Origin of the sequence: Mycobacterium sp. 852002-40037_SCH5390672, from assembly GCF_001665875.1 — a bacterium.
GTDB lineage: Bacteria > Actinomycetota > Actinomycetes > Mycobacteriales > Mycobacteriaceae > Mycobacterium.
The window spans coordinates 98,039-123,904 of the sequence record NZ_LZTA01000038.1; the positions used below are offsets into that span (position 1 = coordinate 98,039).

Sequence of the window (25,866 nt, forward strand, 5' to 3'; positions counted from 1 at the left end):
AGTGCCGTCAGGTCGTGAGGATGGTCGCCGCGGCGGTGCCCGGCGCGCCGTAGAGCTGAGCGAACCCGACGCGCGGTTCACCGGCCACTTGACGATTGCCGGCTTCGCCGCGAAGTTGCCGCACGAGCTCGTGGATTTGGCGTAGACCGGACGCGCCGATCGGCTCGCCGTTAGCGATCAGGCCGCCGTCGGTGTTGATCGGCATCGAGCCGTGGATCTCGGTGGCGCCGTCGGCCAGGAGCTTCTCCTGATCGCCGTGCTCACAGAACCCGCACTCGGCCATGTGGATGATCTCGGCGCCGGCGTCGGTGTCCTGCAACTGGATCACGTCGACATCGTCGGGGGCGATGCCGGCCTTCTCGAATGCGCTGCGGGCAGCGTAAACCGTTGGTGCCACGTCTTCTTCGACGGGTGCGCAGGTGGTGTTGACCTCGTAGGCCCCGTAGCGGCGGGTGCGCACCTCCACCGCGCGCAGGTAGATAGGCCTGGAGGTATAACGGTGCGCGATGTCCGCTCGGCACATCACCACGGCGGCGGCGCCCTCATCGGGCGCGCAGAACATGTATTGGGTCAGCGGGTAATTGAGCATCGTCGAGTTCAGGATGTCGTCTTCGGAGATCGGCTTCCGGCGAAATGCGTTGGGGTTGATCGCCCCGTTGCGGAAATTCTTGGCGGCGACCTTGGCCAGGGTCTGCTGGGAGATGCCGTGATCGTGCAGGTAGCGATTGGCTTTCATGCCGAAGAACTGGGTGGTCAAGTACTGCCCGTTCTCGGCATACCAGCGCGGCATTCCTACCAGGGCGGGGTCCTCGGTGAACGCGCCACGCGGGTGCTTATCCAGGCCGATGGCGATCCCGATGTCGTAGTCGCCCAGTCGGATGCCGTCGGCGCAAGCCTTGGCGGCACTGGCGGCGGTCGCGCATGCGTTGAACACGTTGGTGAACGGGATACCGGTCAGGCCGACCATGCCGACGATCGCGTCAGGGTTGGCCACTGTCCAGCTACCGCCGGTGGCGAATTGGACGTCCTGCCAAGCGATACCGGCATCGGCGACCGCGGCGAGGATGGCGTCGACGCCCATCTGCATCGCCGCCTTGCCCTCGAAGCGCCCGAATGGGTGTAAACCCACTCCGATGATGGCAACGTCATTCATGGGCGCCGCTCCTCCTCATCGCTTCGCTCTGCATCGTCGCCGGCGGTGTTCATGGGCGCCGCTCCTTCGCATCGCTTCGCTCTGCATCGTCGCCGGCGGTGTTCATGGGCGCCGCTCCTTCGCATCGCTTCGCTCTGCATCGTCGCTGGCGCGGTTCACGCGATAGCTCCTGCATTCTTGAGTTCCTCGATCCGGTCCCAATCCATGCCGAGCTCCATCAGGACCAGCTCGGTGTGCTCGCTGGCCTGCGGCGCCCGCGTCGTCGTCAACGGCTCGTGGTTGAACTGAACGGGGCCGCGGACCACGCGGAACGGCTTGCCGCCGCCGGCGAGCTCGACTTCGGCGATCATGTCGTTGGCGATCGCCTGCTCGTCGTCAACCAGGTCGAGCAGGCTCTGGAACGGCGCCCATTGACCCTTCATGGTCTTGAGGTGCTGTCGCCAATAGTCAAAGGGCTTGCCAGCGAAGGCCTTTGCGATCAGTTCGGAGGCGGCGTCGGCATTTTGGATCAGCGGGAGTACGTCGGAGAAGCGGGGATCGTCGGCCGCCTCGGGGATGCCCAGGTGTTCGAACGTGTCGCGGATCAGCCCGGTCGGGCTGATGATGCACAGGTTGATGGTGCCGCCGTCGGAGGTTTCGTAGTTGCCCATGAAGGGATTCACCGAGGGCGCACCGGAACCCGGCATGGGCGTGCGCATGACCTCGCCGGTCTCCATGCCCTGCGTCACGCTGGCGCCCGCCGCCCACCAGGCCGTGCTCAGCAGTGACACGTCGAGCTCGACGGCTTCGCCGGTACGCTCACGGTGCAGCAGCGCGGCCGAGATGCCGCCGGCGATGAACATGCCGCCGATCGAATCGCCGAACGCGGGAATGCCTTGTCCCAGTGCGCCGCCCAACTCCTCGGGCGTCAGGGCGTACCCGACGCCACTGCGCGTCCAGAACGCCGTGCCGTCATAGCCGCCGGTGTCACGCTCGGCCCCCTTGTCGCCATAGGCCGAGCCGCGCGCATACACGATGTTCGGGTTCACCGCGCGAATGTGCTCCACGTCGAACTTGTGCTTCTGCCGCTGCGCGGGCATGTAGTTGGTGAGGAATACATCCGCGGTCTTGGCCAGCTCGTAGATCACTTGTTGACCACCCGGCGTGGAGACGTCGATCCCGACACTGCGTTTGCCGCGGTTGGGATGCTCCATCAACGGGTGTCGTTCCGGATCGACTTGAATGCCACCCATATTCACGAAACCGCGCTGGGTATCACCGCGCGCCGGGTGTTCGACTTTGATGACGTCCGCTCCCCAGTCGGCCAGGATTGCTCCGGCCGCGGGAACGAAGGTGAACTGTGCAAGCTCCAGGACCCGAAAGCCCGCCATGACTCTTACCATTCCCGGACCCTACTTCGCGTCGAACGTCACCGGAAGCGCATGCGGCGACCGGAAAGGCTGACCGTGGATGTGCGGGTCGTCGTCGGTCAGCAAGGTGACGTTGGTCAGCCGGTTCAACAGGCATTCCACTGCGACGCGGGTTTCAAGTCGCGCCAGGTGCAGACCCAGGCAGGTGTGCTCGCCGGCGGCGAACGAGATGTGTGGCATGTGCTTGCGAAAGATGTCGAACTCTTCGGAGCGTTCCCAGCGTCGCTCGTCGCGGTTCGCCGAACCGATGCACACGCCGATCACCGAACGTGCCGGAATCTTCACACCTTCCACCTCGGTGTCTTCGGTCGTGAAGCGTTGCACGGTGGTCAGCGGTGTCTCGTAGCGCAGCCCTTCCTCGATGGCCGGTGCCAGCAGCTCGCGGTCGGCCTGCAGCGCGGAGAACTGCTCCGGGTGCGTGAGCAGCAGATAGAGCAGGTTTCCCGACGAGCGGTAGGTGGTCTCCAATCCGGCGGGTAGCAGCAGACGCAGGAACGAGTAAATGGCTTCGTCAGTGAGCTTTTCGCCGTCGATCTCCGCGGTGACCAGGTCGCCGATGATGTCCTCGGTCGGCTTGGACTTACGCTGTTCGATCTGCTCGACGAAATAGTCCTTGAGCGCCGTCGACGCCTCGAAGGCGCGTTCGTAGTTGATGTGGTAGCTGATCAACTGCACGGCGCGGGTGTGGAACATCGGCAGGTCTTCATCGGGCAGCCCGAGCAGCCGGGCGATGACGCGGGTGGGGAATTCGAACGTGAACTGCCGGACCAGGTCAGCCGTGCCGGTCTCGATGAACTCGTCGATCAGGGCGTTGCAGATCGGCCGCACGATGGTGGGCTCCCAGCGGACCAGCGCCTTGGACTTGAATGCCGCGGAGACCAGGTTGCGGTGTTCGCGGTGCTTCTTTCCCTCCATCGCCAGGATCGTCGGCCCCATGAACAGACCGATGGTCTTGTCGTACGGCTTGGAACTGAACACCCGGCCATCCCGGAACACCGTGTTGACCGCGTCGAAGGACATCGCGGAGTACTCCTGCCTGGGCATCAGGGACTCCGGCGTCTTGGAGTAGTCCATCACCGTGCCGGCGAACACGCCGGCCTCCCGCCGTTTGCGGGCAAAGAACGGGTAGGGATCGCGCAGGTTGACGGTTTCGTCGCCGGCACCGGCGGCGGTGTGAACGTTGGTCGTCACCTGATCTCCAGCATCTTGATCTCAGCACGATCGAACACTTCTTCGTAAGATCGTACTGTAATTATTACAGTAGGCAATATGGGCGTGACCATGCGAGGTCAGCGGTCGGCGTGCCCGGAGCCCGCGTTGGTCAAGCGTGCGGCGCGGGCCAGCAGGCCCGCATAACGCACACCGAGCAACCGCGGCATCGCCGCCATCGCGCGCCCGTCGGCCCCGATGAGGATTCTGGCCTGAGGTACGTCCATTGTGTCCAGTCCCCACCCATCGCCTGAACGACGAATGAAAACCGGTGTCCCGGTTCGGCTTCCACGACGTCGGCAACGGTGCGCCACCGGCCCAGCCGGCGACGGTTCCACGACTGGAAACGAGTCGGCGCCAGCCACATCGCGCGCGTTGTCTCCGGACTCCACTCGGGGATTCTCGTGACGTCGGAAACCACAGCGTAGATCTGGTCCGCAGCGGCGCGCACCTCCGTCGATGCCGTCAGCGTCTCGCCCTTGTGCAGCGACAAGATTTACGCCCTCCCGCAGCGGGCTGCCGGCAGCACCGGTCAGCCATTCACCGCCTGCTCGCGTGCCCAGCGGTAGTCGGCCTTACCCGACGGGCTGCGCTCGATGACGGGACGGAACACGATCGCTTTGGGGAGTTTGTAGCGCGCCAGCGTCTGCGCGGCGTGTGCCACCAGTTCCCCGGCATCTGCGCTGACGCCCGGAGCAAGCGCCACCACGGCAACCACCTCCTGGCCCCACCGCTCGCTCGGCCGGCCGGCGACCACCACGTCGGCCACCGCGGGATGCGACGCGATGGCCGTTTCGACCTCCTCGACGAATATCTTCTCGCCGCCGGAGTTGATGGTCACCGAATCGCGGCCCAGCAATTCGATGGAGCCGTCGGTGCCGTGGCGCGCGCGATCACCGGGGACGGCGTACCGAACGCCGTCGATCACCGGAAAAGTCTTGGCCGTCTTGGCCGCATCGCCCTTGTAGCCGAGCGGCACATAGCCCCGCTGTGCCAGCCAGCCCATCCCGTCGTGCCCGGGTTCCAGGATTGCCGTCAGATCCTCGGCGGCCACGAAAGTGTCCGGCCCGGCGTTGAACGTGCCGGTCGCCACCGCGCCCGACGTCGACATGTGGTGCATCTGTGCCCCGGTCTCCGACGATCCGACGCCGTCGACGACGACGGCGTTCGGCAGCGTTTCGATCAAGCGTTGCTTGACGTACGGGGTCAGCAGGGCACCGCCGTTGGCGACGACCGCCAGCGACGACACGTCGGCGATTCCCTTCTCGATGGCGGCCACCAACGGTCGTGCCATCGCGTCGCCGACCACCGTGACCACCATGACTTTTTCCCGCTCGATGGTGCGCACCACGTCTTCGGCGTCCAGATGATCGACGACAGTGGGAAAGACGACGGACTGCCCCGTGGTGATCGCGGTCATCACACTCCACTGTGCGGCACCGTGGATCAGCGGAGGCAGAATCATCAGCTTGGTGCCCGGGCCCGCCGCGGCACGTTCGACGATCTCGTCGATGGAGCTCGACGGCTCGCCGGTCATGAGGTTCCGTCCGCCGAAGGACGTCATGAAAATGTCGTGCTGTCGCCACAACACGCCCTTCGGCATCCCCGTCGTGCCACCGGTGTACAGGACATACAGGTCGTCGGCCGAGTGCTGCAGCGGCGGTGGCTCCGGGGACACCGATGCCAGCGCGGCCTCGTAATCGACTGCGCCCTCGAGCAAGTCGTTGCCCGAGTCGTCGGCGATCTGGATCAGCACGCGTAGCTGTGGCAGGTCCGGCAGGATCTCGGCCACTCGCGGTGCGAACGCGGCGTGGTAGAGCAGCGCGCTCGCCCCGGCATCGGCCAGCAGGTATTGCAGCTCGCTCTTCACGTAGCGGAAGTTGACGTTGAACGGGGCGACCCGCGCCTCGAAGCTGCCCAGCAACGCCTCGACGAATTCGTTCCCGTTGTAGGCGTAGAGCCCCAGCAGGTCTTGGCCCACTTCGTGGCCGCCCAGCGCGGAGCGCTCGGTGTGGCAGCCCAACCCCTGTGAATGCAGATATGCGGCCAGCCGGTGGGAGCGATCGATCACCTGCTCATAGGTGTAGCGCCGATCCCCCTGGATGATCAGCTCCCGATCGGGGATGGCGGCGGCGACGGCCTTCGCGACGGCCGGAACCGTGAATGTTGTTGTGGTGTCGGACATCGTGCCTCTCACGGCTGGTGGGGGAGCAGTCGGACCATCAGGCCGTTGGCTTCGCTGAGCAGGGTTCCATCGGCGGCTATCATAGTAGCGTCAATGAAAACCTTCCTGCCGTCGATGTCCGTGATGCGGCCTTGGGCCGTCAGCGGCTGGTCGACGGGAGTGATGCTGCGGTAGTCGACGTGCAGATAAGCGGTGCGGGTCGGCCGGATGTCTGCGGCGGTCACGGCCATGCCGAATAGCCAGTCGTAGAACAGCGGGATCATGCCGCCGTGCACGGCCCGATTCCCGCCGATGTGCGAGGTGGTGAAATGACCGGCCATCCGCACGCCGTCGGGACCGGAGTCGGTCACCAGCCAGGGTGGCATCAGGGGATGGGCCAACCCGGGCAGGCTCAGCACCCGCCCGGCCACCGCCTCGGTCTCTGGGACCTGGTGGCCGTCCAGTAGAGCGCAGGCGTTCTGTAGGTGCGCGGTCGCGGCGGCCCACAGTGCGGGGTCCGGTTTGGTGGACACGGTCAGGTCCTGCAGGCGGCGCAGCGCGGCGACGAACGGGCCCAATTCCTCGGGCGCGTCCTCGACCGGTCTGACGTCGGGGAATCCGCCGCGAACTTCTGGCGCCGCGTCGGTCATCGCGTTCCCTCTCCCCATATCCGGAGCAGATCGTCGGTACTGGTGATGGTGGCCAGCAGCGACAGCGTGTTAGCGATCATCGCTGCACCATAGTCGGCGGGTATACCGGCGACCGCGTCCCGGGGGAGCACCACCCGGTAGGCGGCGTTGACGGCGTCCATGACGAGGTTGGGAATCGCGATGTTCAGCGAAACACCCACCACGACCACGGTCGACACCCCGAGATTGCGCAGCACCGCGTCCAGATCCGTGCCGCCCATCGGTCCCACACCATGCCAGCGACGCAACACCACATCGGAGGTCTCCGGCCCCAATTCGGGCAGCAGCTCCGCACCCGGCGTGCCCGGCGTGATGTCCACCTGGTTACCGCCGCCCATCGCGAAGATCTTCGCGTTGTGGTTGGAGCCGAGCCCGTCGGGCCGCCGCTGCACCAGGCAGTGCACCACCCGCACCCCGGCCGCCCGGGCCGCCGGCAGCAGGCGCGCGATGTTGGGCAGCGCCTCGCGGCGGGCTTCGTCGGCGAGCATCGCCAATCCGGCGTCGGGACCCATCACCGCACCCTGGCACTCCTGCGTGACGATCGCGGTGTGCTCGGGTGCGGCCAGGTCGGCCAGCCGATCCATCATGCGGGGGTGCCCACCGGCGCGACGTCATAGAACTGCATCGCCCATTTCCGCAGCGCCATATACCCTTTCGCGTCGACTTTCGACAACGCGGGGTGTTCTACGTACTTTTGGTAGCGCCAGATTTGCAGATCGTCGAACACGGTGGACAGGAACTGTTTCTCGATGACCTCCCGCAGTTTGCCCTCGGGAACGTCTGCGGTGTCGCCGGGGGTCCGCGGCCACCAGATCGAGTAGAACAGGTCCGAGCATTCGTCGTCGACCGGCGTGCAGGTGAAGATCAGCCGGTGATTCTGCGCGCCTTCGAAGACGCTGATCGCACCGCCGAGGCCGAACAAGTGGCTGTGGAACCGCAACGCTAGCTCCGTTGGGTCGTCGCTGCGCGCATCCGGCCAGCCCGCGATGAACTGCCACTCGTGGTCGACGATCTTCCAGTCCAGCACCCGCGGCGTCACCGTGGCATGGTGGACGTACTCGAAATGAGCACTGTCGGGCGCATTCTCGGCGACGATCTGCGGATGCACCGGTTCGCGTTCCGCGCGGCGGGAGAACTCCGGGTATGCACGGTAATAGGCCGCCGGGTCCGTCTCGAACTGCGGGAACTTGCGAAAGATGTCCGGCATTTCCCACTGCGGCTCCTTGCCGTCCGGGTGGTGCCAGACGAAGACGCAGTCGTACTGCTCCCGGACGGGAAAGACCTTGAGCCGTAGCCCGCGGTTGGGCCGGTCCGGCTGATAGGGGATGTATCGGTTGGTGCCGTCCGGACCCCAGCGCCAGCCGTGGAAGGGGCACTCGACGCAATCGCCGACCACCTTGCCGCCGTGACCGATATGCGCGCCGAGGTGTTTGCAATGTGCTTCCAAGACGTGCAACTGACCCTGCTCGTCGCGGTAGGCCACCAGATCCTCACCGAAATAATGCAGCGGCCTGACCTCGCCGACGGGAAACTCCGGAGACCAGCCGACCATGAACCAACCGGTGACCTTCCAGGTGAACGGGACCTTCACGGCCAGCGCCTCTCGTGATCGTTGATACTAAATCCATTACAGTATAGATTTCAGCAGTCCGGCCCGCGTCCGGCAAGGAGTGAAATGACGACAGCGGCTGACGAGCTGGAAGCCACCCGGCAGCTGAAGGCGCGCTACTGCCGCTTCCAGGACACCAAAGACGTCGAGTCCTGGCGTGGGGTCTTCACCACCGATGTCGTGGTCACCCTGGCAATGTGCCCGGCAAGAAACGGATGTACACGGGTTATACGGGCGGAGTACCCGAATACCGGCGCCGCCGCGACGAAATCGCGTCCGGCGGATACACCGGGTCCAAACTGGCTTAGCGGGTGAAGGTGGGCGACATGGCGACGGCATTGAGTGGGCTCAGCCTGGCCAGGGACGTGGCCCGCGAATTGGGAATGCTGGTGCCGCGCACGGTGGCCGGGCTGCAGGAGTCGACCGGCTGGGCCCCGCTATCGCCACGCGGAGCGCGCCAGTTCGGCGAGGCGATGCTCGACGAGATTGTGCTGAGCGGCTTTTCGCTGCTGGGCAGAAGTCCCGCCGCGATGCGGCCACTGGACGCGTGCACCGCGGCGGCCGAGGAGCTCTCCTCGCTGGGTATCGACCGGGCGCACGCGGACCCGAAACCGTTGCGGGCAAATTCGATACGCAAGCGCAGCTTCGCGGGTCTTGCCTATGAACGGATGGCGTTCGAACACGACCCGATGCTGCCGGCCACGCTGGAGGCCGACGGACTCGGCGGCCCGGCGCGGGCGGTGGTGCACCTGTGCCGGCACCACGATGGGCCCAGGCCGTGGCTGGTATGGGTGCACGGCGCCGGTCAGGGCGGCACCGAAGACCTGCTGTTGTCCCGGATCGGACGGATACATCACACGCTGGGGTTCAACGTCGCGATGCCGGTGCAGCCCGGTCACGGTTGTCGGCGGCGCCAGTGGCCGGTTTATCCCGACATGGATCCGCTGGGCAATGTGGCCGGGATGATGCGCGTGGTCTCCGAGGTGCGCGCCGTCGTGCGTTGGGTGCAGCCGCAAGCCACCGCCGTTGTGGTGGCGGGGATTTCGATGGGGAGCCCGGTGGCCGCGCTGGTTTCACACCTGGAGAAGCAGATTGACGCCGTCGCCCTCTACACGCCGATTCTGGGGCTCAATGCGATGATCGCGCGGCACCTGCAGCGGTGGGGCTCATCTCGCGAGGGTTTCCGCGAGTTGCTGGAATCGCCTGTGGTCACCCAGCTGACCTCGGTGATCGACCCCTTGGCGGTCATTCCGTCCCCGCCGCCGGATCGCCGGCTCATCGTCGGGGCGTGGCACGACCGGATGGCGATGCGCGAGCCCGCGAACGCCTTGCAAGACCGCTGGGGCGGCCAGCTGTACTGGTACGACGGCAGCCACGTCGGGCACATCTTCTCGCGGCGGGTGCAGCGCATCACCGACCGATTCCTGGGCGACGTGGCCGCGCGAAACGCAGACGACGCGGTGCCCGACTGATGGCACCCACGTGGACCGCACGAACGGTGGTCGAGCTCTACAACCTCGTCGTGTGGAACGAGCGCAATATCGAACTGGCCGAGGAATTGCTGGCCGACACCGTGATTCGGCACGAGGTCGGCGAGGCGCGCACGCTGACCCACGCTGAAGCGGTACAGCGGGTGGTGGACATGTGGCAGATGGTCGATTCGTTGCACTTCGACCTCAACGTGGTCATCGAGGGGGACGACGGCGAGCACGTGGCGATCGTCTACGACTCGACGATAACCGCCAAGGACGGCACCGAGACCACCATCGCCAGCATCGAGGTGTTCCGCGTCGTCGATGGCAAGATTACCGAGGTTTGGAACTGCGGCTACCAGCAAGGGGTTTGGAATTGAGTGACGGTGCGCTTGATGAATTGGGCTTCTATCTGCTGGCCGGGGCCGGCGGTGAAGGCCCGTCAACATTGATGGACGAGGCTCGCCGTGGCGAGGAACTCGGCTTCGGCACCGCGTTCATCTCCGAGCGGTGGAACGTCAAAGAGGCGTCGTCTCTGGTCGGGGCGGCGTGCGCGGTGACCAGCCGGATGCAAATCGCTACCGCCGCAACCAATCACAACACCCGCCATCCCCTGATCACCGGGTCGTGGGCGACCACGATGCATCGCCTCTCCGGCGGCCGGTTCACCCTGGGTGTCGGGCGCGGCATCGCCGCGATCTACGGGGCCTTCGGCATCCCGGCGGTGACGACAGCGCAGATGGAGGACTGGGCCCAGGTCATGCGCCGACTGTGGCACGGCGAGCTGATCTTCAACCACGACGGCCCGATGGGTAAGTACCCCATCTTGTTCCTCGATCCCGACTTCAACGAGGACATCCGGCTGGCGCTGGTGGCCTTCGGGCCCAACACGCTCGCGCTCGGGGGACGCGTGTTCGACGACGTCATACTGCACACCTACTTCACCCCAGAGACCTTGCAACGCAGCGTCAAAACGGTGAAGTCGGCCGCGGAGAAGGCCGGCCGCGACCCCGACAGCGTGCGGGTGTGGTCGTGCTTCGCCACCGTCGGTGACCATCTGCCCGAAGCACTGCGGCTGAAGAAGACCGTGGCGCGTCTGGCCACCTACCTGCAGGGCTACGGTGATCTGCTGGTCGAAACCAATAACTGGGATCCCGCGGTGCTGCAACGATTCCGCGAAGACCCGGTGGTCACCTCGATCGCCGGCGGGATCGATCACAAGGGCACGGCCGAACAGATCGAGCACATCGCGACGCTGATTCCCGACGAATGGCTGGAACCCTCGGCCACCGGGTCGGCGAGTGAGTGTGCGAATCGTATCCGCAAGGAATTCGCCTACGGAGCCGACGCGGTCATCATGCACGGTGCCACACCCGACGAGCTCGAGCCGGTCGTCGCGGCCTACCGCACGGGGGATTAGCTTCAATTGTGGCGTGCCGGTGGGCGCGTCACTCACGGCATGATGACGGTCCGGGTCACGGGTTCGGCGGCGGCTTGCCTGCTGGACAGGCCGCGCTTCAGGGAAGCGAGCAGGGCGTCACGTGTCTCACGGGGATCGATGAGTTCGTCGAATCCCATGTGCTCGGCCGACCGGAAGGACGCCTGCAGCTCGGCGTCGCGCAGCTTGACCGAGAGATCCTCGCCGGCGTGCGATGCGCGGCTGAGCGCCGCGGCGCTCATGGCGCCCATGGTCGCCCCGGGATAGGCGAAGGTCGCGACCTGATGGTCGAAGCCCAACAGCGACATCACCATCGATCCGAACCCATAGGCCTTGCGGAGCGTGAGATGCAGCTTCAACGTGGTGGCGGCGGTCTGCGCGGCGAACATCCGCGCGCCGGCCCGCAAGACGCCGCTGCGCTCGGAGCGGCTGCCGGGCAGCATGCCCGGATTGTCGGCCAAAAAGACGATGGGCAGGTGGAACGAGTCGGCCACCATGATGAAGTGCGCGGCCTTGTCGGCGGCGTCGGCGTCGATGGAACCGGCCAGCACCTGGGGCTGGTTGGCCACCACCGCGACGGGGTGGCCGCCGAGGCGGGCCAGCCCGCAGATGATCGCCTTGCCGAACTGCGGTTGTACCTCGAACCAGTCGGGGTCGTCGAAGACGACGTCGAGCACGGCACGCATGTCGTAGACGCGGCGATTGTCCCGGGACACGATGTCGAGCAGCTCCGGCGTCTGCCGCGGCCGGCCGGCCTCGTCCGCGGGCAGTGACGGCGGGTAGGACCATGCGCTCGGCGGGAAGTACGACAGATAGCGCCGGACATGGTCGAGGACGGCCTCGTCGTCCTCGGCGACGTTGTGGATCACTCCGCTGGGCAGAGCGACGGTCGGTCCGCCGAGGTCTTCCTTCGAAATCTCTTCGCCGGTGGACTCTTTGACGACGGGCGGTCCGGCGGTGAAGATGGCACCCTGTCTGCTCATGATGCGGAAGTCGCAGACCGGGGCCACCAGCGCGCCGTGTCCGGCCGACGGGCCGAGCACGGCCGCGACGGTCGGGACGCGGCCCGAGCACTGCGCCTGGGCGAGCAGGTCGGTAGGGGTCCGGCCGTAATGGCCACCGGTGGGGCGGAAGCCGGCACCTTCGAGCAGCATCACCAGTGGAATCTTGTCCCGCAGCGCCAGTTCGGCGATGCGGTACCGCTTCGAGTTGCCGCCGGGCCCGATGCTGCCCGCCATGGTGGTGAAGTCCTCGGCGCCCAACATCACCGGTGAGCCGTTGATCTCGCCGGAGCCGACAACCAGGCCGTCGGCCGCGATCTCACCACCCACCAGGGTGCCGAGCTCACGGAATGTGCCCGGATCGAGGAGGTACTCGATTCGCGCCCGGGCGTCGAGCTTGCCTTTACTGCGATGCTTGTCGAGCCGCTCCGGCCCGCCCATGTCCCACGCCTGCTGACGGCGCCGCTCGAGATCCTCGAGCGTTTCTCCCCAATCCTGGGCTTTCGGCATGCCTATGTCCTACCTCATGGAGATTCGTCGCGCGACCAGATTTGCAGGGTCACATACTGGATCGCTTACTGTAAAGTTACCCGCATGTCTGACGCCGCCTGCCTGGAGGCCGGCGGGGCGTCCCGAATCGAGGAGTCTCACCAGTGAGCGCAACGACGATGGACGAGGCCGCGAAGCTGTTGGCGGACCCGTTGGCGTACACCGACGAGCGGCGGCTGCATGCGGCACTGACACACCTGCGTGCCAACGCTCCGGTGTCCTGGGTGGACGTTGCGAACTACCGGCCGTTCTGGGCGATCACAAAACACGCCGACATCATGGACATCGAACGCGAGAACATGCTCTTCACCAACTGGCCGCGGCCGGTGCTGACGACCGCCGAGGGCGACGAGATGCAGGCCGCCGCCGGCGTGCGCACGCTGATCCATCTGGACGATCCTGCGCATCGGGTGGTGCGCGCGATCGGCTCAGACTGGTTTCGGCCAAAGGCGATGCGGGCGTTGAAGGTCCGTGTTGACGAATTGGCCAAGATCTATGTCGACAAGATGATGGCGGCCGGCCCCGAATGTGACTTCGTTCAGGAAGTCGCCGTCAATTACCCGCTCTACGTGATCATGTCGCTGCTTGGGCTGCCCGAGGCCGATTTTCCGCGGATGCTCAAGCTGACCCAGGAGTTGTTCGGTAGCGACGACTCCGAATTCAAACGTGGCAGCACGAACGAGGACCAGCTGCCGGCTTTGTTCGACATGTTCGGTTACTTCAACGGTGTGACGGCGTCTCGTCGCGAGCATCCCACCGAGGACCTCGCATCGGCGATCGCGAACGCCCGCGTCGACGGCGAACCCTTGTCGGACATCGATACCGTGTCCTACTACCTGATCGTGGCCACCGCCGGTCACGACACCACCAGCGCGACCATCTCCGGCGGCCTGCACGCGCTCATCGAGAATCCCGACCAACTGCAGCGCCTGCGCGACAACCTCGACTTGATGCCGCTGGCCACCGAGGAGATGATCCGCTGGGTAACTCCGGTCAAGGAATTCATGCGGACCGCCGCGAAGGACACCACCGTGCGTGGAGTGCCCATCGCCGCCGGGGACTCGGTGCTGCTGTCCTATGTTTCGGCCAACCGCGACGAGGATGTCTTCAGCGATCCGTTCCGCTTCGACGTCGGTCGCGACCCCAACAAGCACGTGGCCTTCGGTTACGGTGTGCACTTCTGTATGGGTGCGGCGCTGGCCCGCATGGAGGTCAACAGCTTCTTCTCGGAGCTGTTGCCCCGGCTCAAATCCGTTGAACTGACCGGTGACCCGGAATTGGTCGCCACCACGTTCGTCGGCGGACTCAAACACCTGCCGGTTCGGTACTCGCTGGCCTGACCGCACCCGCCCCCCGCGCGCTATCGCTACACTCGCCGTGGAGGTCGAGGCAATGGCGCGCAGGACGATCGTCATCACCGGTGCCAGCGACGGCATCGGCGCGGCGGCGGCCCGCCGGATCAGCCGCGGCGGTGACAACGTGGTGCTGGTGGGACGGTCGGAGAGCAAGACCGCGGCCGTGGCCGCGGAGCTCGATGCCGACTACTTCGTCGCCGACTTCGCCGACCTGTCCCAGGTGCGGGCGCTGGCGGACAAAATCCGGTCCGGGTATCCGCGCATCGACGTGCTGGGCAACAACGCCGGGGGAGTGTTCTCGAAGCTGCAGCGGACGCCCGACGGCCACGAGATCACCCTTCAGGTCAACTACCTGGCGCCGTTCTTGCTCACCACGCAGCTGCTGGACGTGCTCGTCGGTTCGCGAGCCACGATCGTCAACACATCCAGTTCGTCTCAACGATTGCTGCGAAAGGTCAAGCTCGCCGATTTCGATACGACGGACCGACGCCGGCCCAGCACCGCCTACGCACTTGCGAAGCTGGCAAACATCTTGTTCACCAAGGAATTACATCGTCGCTTTTCCGCCGAAGGTCTTTCGGTGGCGGTGGTGCACCCCGGGTTCGTCAATACCAACATCGGTCACTCGTCTGGCTCTCGGTTTCTGACCACCATGCAACGCACGCCGGTCAGCCGGATGATCAAGTCCGCAGATCATGGCGCCGATTCGCTGGTCTGGCTGGCGACCAGCGTGCCGGGCGTCGACTGGGCGGTCGGTGAATACTACGTGAAAGGCAAAGTCGCCAAAGCTAATCGGGCGGCAGAAGATCCCGACCTCGCACGTGAATTGTGGGATCACACCCTGGCCAAGCTCGGCTAGGGCGCTACCCCGGACGCCAGGTCAGCTGACCCCGAAATCGATGACGCCCCGGACGATCTTGCCGTTGAGTAGGTCGTCGTAGGCGTCGTTGACCTCGTCGAGGCGATAACGCTTCGTGATCATCTCGTCGAGCTGAAGCTGGCCGGTCTGGTAGAGCAGCGCCAGCCGGGAGATGTCCGCCTTCGGGTTACACGAGCCGAATATGGTGCCCGCCAACGTCTTGTTCATCAAGATGAAGTCCTGCAGGTCGATCTTGACCGACCGGGTCAGCTGCGAGGTCATGCCGGTCAGCACGCAGGTGCCGCCCTTGCGGGTGAGCTTCACCGCGTCACGGACATCCTCGGCGGTGATCAACGACGGCGAGACCACCACCGCGTCGGCCATCACCCCGTACGTCAAATCCCGCACCAGGTCCATCGCCTCGACGGTCGTTGCCGCGCTGTGGGTCGCGCCGAATTGCAGCGCCGATTTCTGTTTGAACTCCACCGGGTCCACCGCCACGATCTGGGCAGCGCCGTTGATCCGGGCACCTTGGATCGCGCCCGTGCCGATCCCACCGACGCCGATCACCACGACGGTATCGCCGGCGCGCATGTTGGACCGGTTGGCGACCGAACCGTAACCGGTTGGGATGGCACAGGACAACAGTGCGCTTGACGTCAGTGGCAGGTGTTCCTGGATCTTCACCAGTGAATTCGTCGATACCACAGTGTGTTCGGCAAATGCGCCGATCTTGGCGATATGACCCAGGTTTCGGCCGTCGGCGGTGTGGTGGCGGAACGTGCCGTCCGTCGGCATTCCCGGGATCATGGTGCCGATGCCGACGTCGCAAAGGTACTCGATTCCGCTGGCGCACCAACGACATTGGCCGCAAACGGCGACGAAGGACATCACTACGTGGTCACCCGTTGCGAAGTCGGTGACACCGGGACCGACCTCACGCACGATGCCAGAACCTTCGTGACCACCGATCGTCGGGAACATGGTCGGCAGCCCCATGGATCGCATCACCTCATTGGGCGCCGACATGTCGCCTTTGAGGATGTGGTCGTCGGAATGGCACAAGCCGGCGGCCGCCATCTGCACCAGGACCTCGCCGGCCTTGGGCGGATCGAGCTCGAATTCCTCGACAGACCACGGCCCGCCGACGTCGTGCAGGATCGCTGCGCGGCTTCTCATGCGGCGGGGGCGAACGTGACCGGAATCTTGTTCGGCGATCGGAAGGTGACCCCGATGATCTTGGATTCCTCACCGGTTCCGTCGTCGGGCACGAACTCCAGATGTTCGACGCGGTCGAACAGGCTGTTCAACATGACCCGTGTCTCCATCCGGGCCAGGTGCATGCCGAGGCACATGTGGATACCACCGGCGAAGGCGATGTGAGATTGGCGAGGCCGGCGAATGTCGAACGTGTTGGGATCGGTCCAGCGACTCTCGTCGCGATTGGCCGAGCCCATACACATGTCGATCTGGGCCTCGGCAGGGATTGTCTTACCGCCGATTTCGACCTCCTCGGTCGTGGTGCGCATGACCATGGTCAGTGGAGTTTCGAATCGTAGACCCTCCTCGATCGCCATCGGTATCAATGACCGATCCTGGTACACCATCGCCAGCTGTTCGGGGTGGGTCAGCAGCAGGTACAGCAGATTGCCCGATGAGCGATAGGTGGTCTCCAGGCCGGCAGGCAACAACAACCGCAAGAAGGCGATGATGGCCTCGTCGGTGAGTTTTTCACCATCGATTTCGGCGGCGACCAGGTCGCCGATGATGTCATCGGTCCGCTTGCGCCGGCGCTGCTCGACCTGTTTGAGGAAGTAGTCGTAGAGCTCGGTGGCGGCGTTCAATCCCGCCACGATGTCGGTCGGGATCGAGATCAGGTCGAGGGACAGACGCCGGAACAGGTCGAGATCCTCAGCGGGCAGACCCAACAGCGTCGAGATGATCCGCGTGGGAAATTCGAAGGTCACCGCTTTCACCAGATCGGCATGACCGTCATTCTTGATCTCGTCGACCAGTTGATCACAGACCGGCCCGATGACCGACGGTTCCCAGCGTTGCAGCGCGGTCGCGCGGAACGCTTTGGCCACCAGGTTGCGGTGGTCGTGGTGTTCGCGCCCGCCCATCGCCAGGATGGTATGTCCCATCACCAGCCCGATCGTCTTGTCGTAGGCGGCCGACGTGAAGATCCGATCGTCGCGAAAAGCTTGGGAGACACCGTCGTAACCGAAAAGGACCCACTCGTCACTGGGCCGCAGCTCCTCCGGCAACTGGCTGGCATCGGAAAGGGAACCGTGCCACACCGGGTCGGTGTGCCGCATGTGTTGAAAGAACGGGTAGGGGCTGGTTTCGCCGGTGAAATCGAGCGGGGGCACGACGGGCTGACCGTTCGGGCCAGTGCTGAGCGTCATCAGCGCTCCTCCTGAAACAACCGATAAGGCCGTTCACGCGGACCGAATTACGAGTGCCCGCGAATCCACGGCGGTGGGTACCCAGCCGAAAATAGCTATCATAGTATAGATAGCAACGAAGCCCAATGGCTGGGGCGCCATCGCGAGTCGGACAGCGACCAATTCGCCTTGTGCTGCGGCCGACTCGATATGGCCCGTATTTACGACACCGCCGGCCCGCAGGGCTCGGTTCGCGGCGCCGAGTACCTCGGTGTCAAACCCTAAAAGCGCAGGTCTACCTTGAAGGTGGTCTACGGTAAGGCTTACCTTCCCGGCACCGCCGATGAGCCCGCACGACGAGCCCGAAAAATGAGTTGATATGACACAGACGAAACCGGCCCGCCCACACGGCCTCAACCGTATCGATCCGGTGCTGCGGGACGCCGCCGTGGAGTTGGGCGCGTTCGAATTCCGCGCCGAGACACTGCCCGCCGAGCGTGAACACGCCAACCTGCTGGCCGCGCTGCGCGCCGCGTCGGCCGATACCACTGGCGTCTCCATCGATTCACGATCCATCGCCGGGCCGGACGGTCAGCAGCTCGGCCTGCGTTTGTATCGCGGCCGCACTGAATCCTGCGCGCCGGTGGTGGTCTACGCCCATGGCGGTGGCTTCGTCACCGGCAACCTGGAGACTGACCATGCCCACTGTGTGGAGTTGGCCCGCGACGGCGGCTGCCTGGTGGTGTCGGTCGACTACCGGCTGGCACCAGAGAATCCGTGTCCGGCGGCACTCGACGATGTCGAAGCGGCCTTCCGTTACGCCGTCGAGAACAGCGCAGAGCTGGACGCCGACGCCAACCGCATCGCGGTGATGGGCCGGGATGCCGGTGCGGCACTGGTGGCGGGCCTGACTCAGCGCATGTTCGACCAGGAAGGTCCAGCGATCCTGATGCAGATTCTGCACCAGCCGATGCTCGATTCCGACGCCACGCCCTCGCGTCGCGAATTCCAGCGCACCCCGGGCCTCAATGGTCCGGCCGTGAGCCGGGCATGGAACCACTATCTCGGCCACGCCGGCGCCAACGGCCAGCAGGTCCCCGCGCACCGAGCCAATCTGGAAGGCTTGCCGCCCACGTTCGTCAGCTGCTCGGAGATCGATCCCTGCCGCGACGAGGCCATCGACTACGCCAACCGGCTGTTGCACGCGTACGTCCACACCGAATTGCATGTGATCGCGGCGACCTTCAACGGGTTCGACTCGATGGTCCCCGATTGGGTTGTTTCCCAGGAGAATCGGGCGCTGCACGCACAGGCGGTGCGCCGCGTGTTCGCCATGTAGCTGTGATCGCATCCCCGTGACCCCGGCCGTCGCGCCGAAATCCAAGGTCGACGCACTCGTCCCCGGTTTTACCGACTGAACTCCGGTATCTCTTACCGTATTGCGCGTTGCTAACATCAGAATCGCCAGCCAACCGAGGACCGATCGGGCGGATGATCAAACACTCAAACCGTTTCCGTTGCAGCCGCAACGATCGAATGTCAAGAAGGATCCCCTCGGCACCATGACCACCCTCGATTCTCCCGAAAAGATCCTTTTCACCGCGACCACCCAAGCTTTCCTGGAGAAGGAAGCGCCACTGCGGCGGGTACGGGAGCTGCACGCCGCGGGTACGTCGTTCGAGCCCGCGTGGTGGCGGCGCGCCGCCGAGCTCGGCTGGACTGGTCTGCTCGTCCCGGAGGAGTTGGGCGGCGGAAGCGTTTCGGAGAACGGCTTTGCCGACTTGGCGATGGTCGCCGAACAGCTCGGCAAGACGGTGGCGCCCGGACCGCTGTATCCGGTCAGCACCGTGCTGGCCGGGCTTGTCGAGTGCACAAACTCCGACGAGCACGCCGACGCCATCGAGGCGTTGATATCTGGTGAAACCGTGGCGTCGTGGGCGGTTTGTGAGCCGGGCCAACGGTGGGCACCGCTGAATCCGTCGGTGACGGCCACCGAGACCGACTCCGGTTATCGCATCGACGGCATCAAGGACCGCGTCGAGGCGGGCGCCCAGAGTGCTGCGCTGTTGGTGGTGGCCCGGTGCGGCGCGAACGCTGCCGAGATTCGTCAATTTCTGGTCCCGGCGGACGCGGCGGGCGTCCGGATTGAACCCCAGCAGTCTGTCGATCTGGTCAAGCAATACGCCCGCGTGCACTTCGACAAAGTCGTGGTGCCACGGTCAGCGGCCGTCGGCACCGCCGACGAGACGGCTGCGCTCATCGATCGACAAAGCCAAATCGCCCAGGTGCTGCAATGCGCCGAGGTGGTCGGTGCCCTGCAGACGGTGTTCGACCTCACCGTGCAATGGGCGCTGGACCGACACACATTCGGCCGTCCACTGGCGTCCTACCAAGCCCTCAAACACAAGTTCGCCGACATGAAGCTCTGGCTGGAAGCCTGTCGTGCCACCACCTCAGCGGCGGTCGCAGACGTGGCCGCCCGCGCGCCGGAAGCGAACTTGTCAGCCAGCATCGCCAAGTCCTATGTGGGCGAGATGGCGGGTCAGATCGTTCAGGCGTGTGTGCAGATGCACGGAGGCATCGGCGTCACCTGGGAACACGACCTGCACCTGTACCTTCGTCGGATCACACTGTACCGCAGCATGTTTGGAACTCCTGAGGAACACAATCTGCGCGTGTACGAGTTCGAAAAGGCGGGACGTTCGGCGAAATGATGGAGAGCAGATGACGTCGACGGAGTCCGTTGGGGAGTTCGCTGCCCGGGCCAGGGCATGGCTGGCGGATAACATGCCGCCCATCGACCGTGAGTCCCCACCGGTCGCGCTGCGTGATGAGGAACGGTCGTGGTTAAGGGCCCGAGAACTGCAAAAGCGTTTGTATGACGGCGGATTCGCGGGCATCTGCTTTCCCCGCGAATACGGCGGCCTGGGGCTGGACTACGAATACCAGAAGGCATTCGACGTCGAATCCCTCGACTACGAGATGCCGTTGATCCTCAACACCCCGACATTCACGATCTGCTGCGCCACCCTGCTCGACACCGGTAGCGAAGACCAGAAGAAGCAGCACATCGCCGCGGCACTGCGTGGCGAGGAAGTGCTGGTGCAGTTATTGAGTGAGCCCAGCGGCGGATCGGATCTGGCCGGGGTCCTCACCCGGGCCGAGCGGCGTGGCGATCGGTGGATCATCAACGGCGCCAAGACCTGGAGCACCAGTGCGTTCGCCGCCGATTACGGCCTGTGTCTGGCCCGCACCAACTGGGATGTGCCCAAGCACGAGGGCCTGACGATGTTCCTGGTGCCGATCGCACACCCGGGAATCACGTTGCGGCACATCACGATGCTGAGCGGTTCCACCGAATTCTGCGAGGAGTTCCTCGACGGGGTCGATGTCGGAGATGACGCCGTCGTCGGGAAGGTCAACGACGGCTGGGCGGTGGCGTCACGGCAGCTGTACCACGAACGCCGAGCGGTGGGCCAGGGGTCCGAGTTCGCCAGCGGCAGCGGCAGCGAGGGCGGCAATGCGATTCCGGTTGACTACGTGGCCCTTGCGGAGAAGACCGGGCAAGCCGACAACGAACGCGTGCACGAGATGGCCGGTCGCGCCCTGGTGCACCGTGCGGTGGCCGAGCAACTGATCGGTCACGTGTATCGCAGCGTCAGAGACGGCGCGTTGCCGCCGGCCGCCGGAACGCTCATCAGGCTGTTTCACTCCGAAACCACGACGACGGACGTCGACACGGCGTTGGCGATCGCCGGAAGTGCCGGCGTGGTGGGGGAACCGGGCGCCGGACTCGAAACGGGTTTGCGTTACCTATCCCGGCAGACCGTGGCCATCGGCGGCGGGACAACGGAGATGGCCCGCAACGTCATCGGCGAGCGGGTGCTGGGCTTCCCCCGCGAATACGCCGCCGACCGCGGCGTGCCATTCAACCAGGTGCGGCACGGCGAACGGGCCGACCGGGGTTAACCTTCGGCCACGAGGTTCTCGGCGAGGCCGCTGACCACCGGGATCTGCACCAGCGACAAGACGTGGTGCGCGGGGCTTCCCGGCGGGGCCACCAACACATACTCACTGCCCTGTCGGCGTGCCCGCTCGCGTGCGGCGGCCAGCGCGCTGACGCCCGCCGATCCGAGGTGGGTGACAGCGCTGAGATCGACGGTCAGCGGTGCGACGCCCGATCGGCTTTCGACCGCGATCTGGCGGTCCAGGGTGGATGCGGTGTTGGAGTCGACGTCGCCACTGACCACGATGCGACCCGGTTCGCTGACCTCGGAGACGAATTCCGCGTTGACCGCCCGCCGATCGGCCCCCCGGCTGATCACTGAGTCGGTGACGAAGTTCGCCGGCCGTGAGAGCCGGTGCGTCAGACTGGCGGTCGTCCCCTCGGATCCATGACTGACGTGCGCCTCGGACACCAGGGCCTCGGCCATGGCGAGGCCGCGGCCGCGGCCCCTCTCGCCCTCGCGGTGATCCTTCCAGCGTCCGCGGTCCATCACCGAGGCGTGCAGGTTGCCGTCGCCGGACAGCATCGCCTCGACGACCACGCCATCGGTGACCTCGCTTGCATACCCGTGCTCGACCGCGTTCTCGACGAACTCCGAGATCGCGTGCACCACGTCGGAAATGTCGTCGGCGTCGGCGCCGGCCTCGGACAACCATTGGCGCAGGCGGGTGCGTACCGTACGTGCGGCGCGGATCGTCGCATCCAGTGTCAGGCTCAGCGGTGCGGGCGGGGTCCGGCGTTGCGCCGCAAGGAGTGTGACGTCGTCGCTATAGCCGGTCGAGCGCAGCAGTAATTCCAGTGTCTCCGAACAGATGCGGTCGATCGGGCGTACCGAGGATTCGATGACAAAGCCGCGTTGACCCCCGACGATATTCGCGGCCAGCTCGGCGAATTCGGCGGTGCTGGCGCCCAGTGGTCGGCCGGGTCTTTCAATCAGGCCGTCGGTGTACAACAGGATCGAGTCACCCACGTCAAGGAATTCGGTGCGCACCGGAAAGCCGGTGCGGCTGCCGAGCGGGCCCGCGCCGGAAGGCTCGAGATACCGCGCGGTCGCGTCCGCCGTCACCAGCAGCGGCGGCGGGTGTCCTGCGGTGCAGTACCGGAATTCGCCGGTGCCGCACTCGAGCGAGCCGACGCAAATGGTCGCCGTGTTCGACCCGGGTACGTGCTTGCGGAATCGGTCGACCGCCTCGAGCGCTTCGGCGATCGGATATCCGGCGACGACCTGCATGCGCAGCGCGGTCCGCAGTTGCGACATCACCGCGGCCGCTTCGACGCCATGGCCGACGACATCACCGACGACGAGTACCAGCCGATCCCCAAGAGGTATCGCGTCGAACCAGTCGCCACCGGCCGCGGTGTCCTCCGCAGCGACGAGATACTGCGCGGTGACGTCCGCTCCGGGAATGACGGGCACCGAGGGTGCCAGTAGCGCCTGCTGCATGATGGTGGCGGAATCGCGGACGTTGCGGTACCGCTCGGACAGCTCCTCGAGCCGCGCATCGGCGGCCATCCGCGTCTGCACCCGGCTGGTGACGTCGACGAAGGCCAGCTGCACGCCCTCGATCGAGCCGTCCTCTGCGCGCCGCGGCGTGACGATGAAGTCGAAGAAGTGTTCCTGTGCGCGCCCCGCGCCCTCGAAGTCGGCCTGGACTCGCCATTCTGTGCCCGACTGCGGCTCGCCCGTTTGATATACCCGGTCGAACATCTGGATGATTTCTTGGCTCTCCAGCTCGGGATAGATGTCGCGCACAAATAGCCCGATGGAGTCAATTGGCGGACTCAGTGTGCGGTAAGCCGCGTTGACCGCGACAAAACGGTGGTCGGGCCCCTCGAGCCCGACCAACAGCGCGGGGACGTTCTCGAAGACGCGGCGTACGTCCTCTGCCGCACCGACGGTTCTGTCCCAGTCCTTTTCGGCCACCATCTGGCCGTTCCTCCTATCGGCCCCCAACGGAGGGCCGAGTCGAAAACCGGGTCATTGGGTTGACCTAATTTGCACACGTAGTTGTTCAGATTAGCAATGGTTCTTGGATGCGTATCGCAACGGTTTGGTTACCGGTCCGAAGGATATCGGTTAATTCGGTTGGCAAATGCAATTAACGCCTGCGACAGTCGCGGTCCTCGGACGGCAAAACGGCCCGTTTGCAGCCGGTTTGGGCAGGGTACCTCGCAGTCGTGGCCGATCTCGTGACGCGACGCACGACGGCGCTCTAGCGGCGCCTTCTGTCGTCACCAATGCTCACCTTGAACGGCTGGGTGGCATTCAACCTGCCCCGTACGGTGACGGCGCTGGGCGGGGCGCTGCTGACGGGTCTGGTTGCGGTGCACATCTACGTGCTGACCACCCGGCCGGACCTTCCCGGGTATTTCGCCGCCTACGTGCTTGTGCTGGCGGCCGGCTGTCTGGTCGCGGCAACCGCCATGGTGGTCGGCTTCAAACCGTCTGTGCCCCAAGCTGGTTGGTTCCTCGGCAGCTTGCTCTGCTCGGCCTTTCTCGGCGTGTATCTGGTCACTCGTTGGGTCAACCTGCCCGGGCTCGCCGCGGTGAGCGCCCGATGGGACTTCGCACCGGGAACATTGGGGATGGCGTTCGCGGCGGCATTCATCGCCGTGCACACGACGGTGTTATCGGGCATCAACGTGGCCTATCCGCAACGCCAGCAGTGGTACGACTGACGGAGTTCGGCATGACGACGTTGGATTATCCGGTGTGGCTGCGAATCGATCATTGGCTGAACGTGCTCTTCGTGACGCTGATCCTGCGCAGCGGTCTCGAGATTCTGGCCACGCATCCGAAGTTGTACTGGCACGACGACAGCAAGCCGGGCACCGAGTGGGCTCGCTTCACCCGAAAGGTCATGCCTCGGGACAGGATTTACGACACCCTCGACGAGGAAGAGGACTACAGCCCGTGGATTTCGTTGCCCGGGCGCGCGCAGCTGGGTGTGGGACGTCACTGGCACTTCTTCGTGGTTATCGGCTGGATTCTGCTGGGCCTGTCGTACTACATCCTGCTGTTCGCAACCGGCCAATGGCACCGTTACTGGCCGGCGTCGTGGTCGATTTTCCCCGAAGCGTGGGACGACATCGTCACGTATCTGACGTTCAATCTTCCGCCGGTGCTGCCCGGTGAACCGTTGGACGCCATCCAGAAGCTGACCTACGCCGGCGTCGTCTTTGTCCTCGCACCGTTCCAGATCCTGACCGGCGCCGCTCAGTCTCCGGCGATCGAGGCGCGGTTCCCGTGGTATGTGCAAATGTGGGGCGGTCGGCAATGGGCGCGCAGCTTGCACTTCTTGGGACTGATCGCCTTCCTGGTCTTCATCGCGATTCACCTGTCGATGATTTTCTTCTGGGGCTGGGGCAGACTCACCGCGTCAATGATTTTCGGTGCCGTCCGTAACACGAACTGGGCCACCGCGATCTCGTTGCTGATCATTGCGGCGATCGTCGCCGTCCATGTTGCGGCGACGATCTGGAGTCTGCGTAACCCACGGTCGGTGCAGCGCGTGCTGGGGGCCGTCGTCACCGCGGTTCGTCGACTGCTGCTGCGGCCGCTGAACTCTCGACAGAACTATCCGGCCCACAAGATCTCCAAGCAGCACCGCGTCAACGGAAAGCCGCCCACCAGTACCGAATACAAAGTGATGGCAGTACACAATTTCGTGGACTGGCGAATGCGCGTCGGCGGCCTGGTGGAAAACCCGGTGACCCTGGACCTGAGTGCGCTCCGTGCGCTGGCCGAGTCGGAAACGCAATGTGTGATGCACAACTGCGTCCAGGGCTGGACCAGCATCGGCGAATGGACCGGAGTTCATCTGCGTCAGCTCGTGGATCTGGTCCGGCCGCTGCCGCAGGCGCGCTACGTCTGCTTTTTGACCATGCAGGACAACAGCACCGACGAGCCGGCGTCGCACGGCGGAGGCCAGTTCTATGAAGTGCTCGACCTCGAGTTCGCCGACAAGCCGCAGACACTGCTGGCCTATGAAATGAACGGCAAGCCGTTGCCGATCCAACACGGTGCGCCTCTGCGCCTGCGGGTGGAAACCCAAGTGGGTTTCAAAATGGCCAAGTGGATCAACCAGATCGAATTCGTCGAGGACTACGCCGGTATCGGCATGGGCACCGGTGGTTGGCGTGAGGACCGCGTGTACTACGACAAGGACGTGGAAATCTGAGATGACCGAAATGGCGACCGAGGGGATCGGGGTACGCCCCGAGCTGATCAAGTTGGATACAGTGGCCCACCATCGCGTACTCGAACAAGTCACGGCCAAGGGCGGACATTGTGAAGCCTGCGGCGCAACCGATTTCGCCGTCGGCGACGCCCTCTACCTCGGTTACCTGTTTTTGAACGAAGATGCCGACGCCTACATGGTCGCGCTGACCTGCCGCAATCCGGACTGCCCCAAGCCGCGAACCGCGCTCAGATTGCGCGACAGAGACTTTCTCACCTACGCAGGAGGCGCCTCAGACGCTTCCGGGCATGACGATCACCGCTAGCCTGGCCGTCCGTGGATCCCGGAAGCTGCGGCCGGGCCAGCTCGAACCGCTCTATCAGAG

22 protein-coding genes and 3 pseudogenes are annotated in these 25,866 nt (G+C 65.0%); 12 read left to right on the forward strand and 13 right to left on the reverse strand.

Going from position 1 to position 25,866, the window contains the following annotated elements:
- Positions 1-7: 7 nt before the first annotated feature.
- From A5782_RS05900 to A5782_RS05930, 9 genes and pseudogenes are all read right to left on the reverse strand, one after another.
- Positions 8-1,153: a thiolase family protein gene (locus tag A5782_RS05900; RefSeq protein WP_067096453.1), complete on the reverse strand. Its 1,146-nt coding sequence runs from the start codon at positions 1,151-1,153 to the stop codon at positions 8-10.
- A 155-nt stretch (positions 1,154-1,308) separates the two neighbouring features.
- Positions 1,309-2,523, reverse strand: a complete 1,215-nt coding sequence (locus tag A5782_RS05905) for a CaiB/BaiF CoA-transferase family protein (protein WP_067096455.1) — start codon at positions 2,521-2,523, stop codon at positions 1,309-1,311.
- 21 nt (positions 2,524-2,544) lie between these two features.
- Positions 2,545-3,753: a cytochrome P450 gene (locus tag A5782_RS05910; protein ID WP_067096458.1), complete on the reverse strand. Its 1,209-nt coding sequence runs from the start codon at positions 3,751-3,753 to the stop codon at positions 2,545-2,547.
- 98 nt (positions 3,754-3,851) lie between these two features.
- A pseudogene (locus A5782_RS26700) lies at positions 3,852-3,986 on the reverse strand (acetoin dehydrogenase); the annotation flags it as partial.
- A gap of 65 nt (positions 3,987-4,051) precedes the next feature.
- Positions 4,052-4,222, reverse strand: a pseudogene (locus A5782_RS26705) (SRPBCC family protein); the annotation flags it as partial.
- An 81-nt stretch (positions 4,223-4,303) separates the two neighbouring features.
- The gene (locus A5782_RS05915; protein WP_067096461.1) at positions 4,304-5,956 is read right to left on the reverse strand and encodes an acyl-CoA synthetase; all 1,653 of its coding nucleotides are present in this window, start codon (positions 5,954-5,956) and stop codon (positions 4,304-4,306) included.
- Positions 5,957-5,964: 8 nt separating this feature from the next.
- Positions 5,965-6,585 carry a PaaI family thioesterase gene (locus A5782_RS05920; protein ID WP_067096464.1) on the reverse strand — a complete coding sequence of 207 codons (621 nt, stop codon included), beginning with the start codon at positions 6,583-6,585 and terminating at the stop codon, positions 5,965-5,967.
- Positions 6,582-7,211 carry an isochorismatase family protein gene (locus A5782_RS05925; RefSeq protein ID WP_067096466.1) on the reverse strand — a complete coding sequence of 210 codons (630 nt, stop codon included), beginning with the start codon at positions 7,209-7,211 and terminating at the stop codon, positions 6,582-6,584. The genes A5782_RS05920 and A5782_RS05925 overlap by 4 nt, the downstream gene beginning before the upstream one ends.
- The gene (locus A5782_RS05930) at positions 7,208-8,215 is read right to left on the reverse strand and encodes a Rieske 2Fe-2S domain-containing protein (protein WP_067096469.1); all 1,008 of its coding nucleotides are present in this window, start codon (positions 8,213-8,215) and stop codon (positions 7,208-7,210) included. The genes A5782_RS05925 and A5782_RS05930 overlap by 4 nt, the downstream gene beginning before the upstream one ends.
- A gap of 84 nt (positions 8,216-8,299) precedes the next feature.
- Between A5782_RS05930 and A5782_RS27195 the strand changes: the two are divergent.
- The 4 genes and pseudogenes from A5782_RS27195 to A5782_RS05945 all read left to right on the forward strand — a co-directional run.
- Positions 8,300-8,377: pseudogene (locus A5782_RS27195) on the forward strand (DUF4440 domain-containing protein); the annotation flags it as partial.
- Between the two features lie 182 nt (positions 8,378-8,559).
- Positions 8,560-9,705, forward strand: a complete 1,146-nt coding sequence (locus A5782_RS05935; protein WP_067096991.1) for a PHB depolymerase family esterase — start codon at positions 8,560-8,562, stop codon at positions 9,703-9,705.
- A complete protein-coding gene (locus A5782_RS05940) occupies positions 9,705-10,085 on the forward strand; it encodes a nuclear transport factor 2 family protein (protein WP_067096472.1) in 381 nt (126 codons plus the stop codon). The genes A5782_RS05935 and A5782_RS05940 overlap by 1 nt, the downstream gene beginning before the upstream one ends.
- Positions 10,082-11,125, forward strand: coding sequence for a TIGR03857 family LLM class F420-dependent oxidoreductase (locus tag A5782_RS05945; RefSeq protein ID WP_067096475.1), 1,044 nt, complete (start codon positions 10,082-10,084; stop codon positions 11,123-11,125). The genes A5782_RS05940 and A5782_RS05945 overlap by 4 nt, the downstream gene beginning before the upstream one ends.
- A gap of 32 nt (positions 11,126-11,157) precedes the next feature.
- Here A5782_RS05945 and A5782_RS05950 read toward each other — a convergent pair whose 3' ends face one another.
- On the reverse strand, positions 11,158-12,654 hold the full coding sequence (locus A5782_RS05950; protein WP_067096477.1) for an acyl-CoA carboxylase subunit beta: 1,497 nt from the start codon (positions 12,652-12,654) through the stop codon (positions 11,158-11,160).
- Positions 12,655-12,812: 158 nt separating this feature from the next.
- Between A5782_RS05950 and A5782_RS05955 the strand changes: the two genes are divergently transcribed.
- Together A5782_RS05955 and A5782_RS05960 are read left to right on the forward strand one after the other, a co-directional pair.
- Entirely contained in the window at positions 12,813-14,033 is a 1,221-nt protein-coding gene (locus A5782_RS05955; protein WP_067096480.1) for a cytochrome P450, read from the forward strand.
- 52 nt (positions 14,034-14,085) lie between these two features.
- A complete protein-coding gene (locus A5782_RS05960; RefSeq protein ID WP_067096994.1) occupies positions 14,086-14,907 on the forward strand; it encodes an SDR family NAD(P)-dependent oxidoreductase in 822 nt (273 codons plus the stop codon).
- Between the two features lie 21 nt (positions 14,908-14,928).
- Here A5782_RS05960 and A5782_RS05965 read toward each other — a convergent pair whose 3' ends face one another.
- The gene (locus A5782_RS05965) at positions 14,929-16,086 is read right to left on the reverse strand and encodes a Zn-dependent alcohol dehydrogenase (RefSeq protein ID WP_067096482.1); all 1,158 of its coding nucleotides are present in this window, start codon (positions 16,084-16,086) and stop codon (positions 14,929-14,931) included.
- The gene (locus tag A5782_RS05970) at positions 16,083-17,315 is read right to left on the reverse strand and encodes a cytochrome P450 (RefSeq protein ID WP_067096484.1); all 1,233 of its coding nucleotides are present in this window, start codon (positions 17,313-17,315) and stop codon (positions 16,083-16,085) included. Before A5782_RS05970 ends, A5782_RS05965 begins: the two co-directional genes overlap by 4 nt.
- Before the next feature lie 358 nt (positions 17,316-17,673).
- Between A5782_RS05970 and A5782_RS05975 the strand changes: the two genes are divergently transcribed.
- The 3 genes from A5782_RS05975 to A5782_RS05985 all read left to right on the forward strand — a co-directional run bounded on the left by A5782_RS05975 (position 17,674) and on the right by A5782_RS05985 (position 21,263).
- Positions 17,674-18,633 carry an alpha/beta hydrolase gene (locus A5782_RS05975; RefSeq protein WP_067096486.1) on the forward strand — a complete coding sequence of 320 codons (960 nt, stop codon included), beginning with the start codon at positions 17,674-17,676 and terminating at the stop codon, positions 18,631-18,633.
- Between the two features lie 223 nt (positions 18,634-18,856).
- Positions 18,857-20,008, forward strand: coding sequence for an acyl-CoA dehydrogenase family protein (locus tag A5782_RS05980; protein WP_067096996.1), 1,152 nt, complete (start codon positions 18,857-18,859; stop codon positions 20,006-20,008).
- Positions 20,009-20,018: 10 nt separating this feature from the next.
- Positions 20,019-21,263 carry an acyl-CoA dehydrogenase family protein gene (locus tag A5782_RS05985; RefSeq protein WP_067096488.1) on the forward strand — a complete coding sequence of 415 codons (1,245 nt, stop codon included), beginning with the start codon at positions 20,019-20,021 and terminating at the stop codon, positions 21,261-21,263.
- Here A5782_RS05985 and A5782_RS05990 read toward each other — a convergent pair.
- Entirely contained in the window at positions 21,260-23,227 is a 1,968-nt protein-coding gene (locus A5782_RS05990; RefSeq protein WP_067096490.1) for a SpoIIE family protein phosphatase, read from the reverse strand. The two genes, A5782_RS05985 and A5782_RS05990, sit on opposite strands and share 4 nt — an antisense overlap.
- Before the next feature lie 311 nt (positions 23,228-23,538).
- Between A5782_RS05990 and A5782_RS05995 the strand changes: the two genes are divergently transcribed.
- From A5782_RS05995 to A5782_RS06005, 3 genes are read left to right on the forward strand one after another with little or no spacing between them, the layout of a single operon-like run.
- Entirely contained in the window at positions 23,539-23,979 is a 441-nt protein-coding gene (locus A5782_RS05995) for an oxidoreductase (RefSeq protein ID WP_067096491.1), read from the forward strand.
- Between the two features lie 11 nt (positions 23,980-23,990).
- Positions 23,991-25,481 carry a molybdopterin-dependent oxidoreductase gene (locus tag A5782_RS06000; RefSeq protein ID WP_067096494.1) on the forward strand — a complete coding sequence of 497 codons (1,491 nt, stop codon included), beginning with the start codon at positions 23,991-23,993 and terminating at the stop codon, positions 25,479-25,481.
- Position 25,482: 1 nt separating this feature from the next.
- Entirely contained in the window at positions 25,483-25,806 is a 324-nt protein-coding gene (locus tag A5782_RS06005; protein ID WP_067096497.1) for a hypothetical protein, read from the forward strand.
- Positions 25,807-25,866: the final 60 nt, after the last annotated feature.

Bases quoted from the DNA above. Each gene is read 5' to 3' on its own strand.
- A5782_RS05965 (WP_067096482.1), bottom strand. From the start codon at position 16,086: ATGAGAAGCCGCGCAGCGATCCTGCACGACGTCGGCGGGCCGTGGTCT.
- A5782_RS05935 (WP_067096991.1), top strand. From the start codon at position 8,560: ATGGCGACGGCATTGAGTGGGCTCAGCCTGGCCAGGGACGTGGCCCGC.
- A5782_RS05960 (WP_067096994.1), top strand. From the start codon at position 14,086: ATGGCGCGCAGGACGATCGTCATCACCGGTGCCAGCGACGGCATCGGC.
- A5782_RS05980 (WP_067096996.1), top strand. From the start codon at position 18,857: ATGACCACCCTCGATTCTCCCGAAAAGATCCTTTTCACCGCGACCACC.
- A5782_RS05905 (WP_067096455.1), bottom strand. From the start codon at position 2,523: ATGGCGGGCTTTCGGGTCCTGGAGCTTGCACAGTTCACCTTCGTTCCC.
- A5782_RS05990 (WP_067096490.1), bottom strand. From the start codon at position 23,227: ATGGTGGCCGAAAAGGACTGGGACAGAACCGTCGGTGCGGCAGAGGAC.
- A5782_RS05955 (WP_067096480.1), top strand. From the start codon at position 12,813: ATGGACGAGGCCGCGAAGCTGTTGGCGGACCCGTTGGCGTACACCGAC.
- A5782_RS05975 (WP_067096486.1), top strand. From the start codon at position 17,674: ATGACACAGACGAAACCGGCCCGCCCACACGGCCTCAACCGTATCGAT.
- A5782_RS05950 (WP_067096477.1), bottom strand. From the start codon at position 12,654: ATGCCGAAAGCCCAGGATTGGGGAGAAACGCTCGAGGATCTCGAGCGG.
- A5782_RS06000 (WP_067096494.1), top strand. From the start codon at position 23,991: ATGACGACGTTGGATTATCCGGTGTGGCTGCGAATCGATCATTGGCTG.
- A5782_RS05915 (WP_067096461.1), bottom strand. From the start codon at position 5,956: ATGTCCGACACCACAACAACATTCACGGTTCCGGCCGTCGCGAAGGCC.
- A5782_RS05940 (WP_067096472.1), top strand. From the start codon at position 9,705: ATGGCACCCACGTGGACCGCACGAACGGTGGTCGAGCTCTACAACCTC.
- A5782_RS05920 (WP_067096464.1), bottom strand. From the start codon at position 6,585: ATGACCGACGCGGCGCCAGAAGTTCGCGGCGGATTCCCCGACGTCAGA.
- A5782_RS05925 (WP_067096466.1), bottom strand. From the start codon at position 7,211: ATGATGGATCGGCTGGCCGACCTGGCCGCACCCGAGCACACCGCGATC.
- A5782_RS05900 (WP_067096453.1), bottom strand. From the start codon at position 1,153: ATGAATGACGTTGCCATCATCGGAGTGGGTTTACACCCATTCGGGCGC.
- A5782_RS05970 (WP_067096484.1), bottom strand. From the start codon at position 17,315: ATGACGCTCAGCACTGGCCCGAACGGTCAGCCCGTCGTGCCCCCGCTC.
- A5782_RS05995 (WP_067096491.1), top strand. From the start codon at position 23,539: ATGCTCACCTTGAACGGCTGGGTGGCATTCAACCTGCCCCGTACGGTG.
- A5782_RS05985 (WP_067096488.1), top strand. From the start codon at position 20,019: ATGACGTCGACGGAGTCCGTTGGGGAGTTCGCTGCCCGGGCCAGGGCA.
- A5782_RS06005 (WP_067096497.1), top strand. From the start codon at position 25,483: ATGACCGAAATGGCGACCGAGGGGATCGGGGTACGCCCCGAGCTGATC.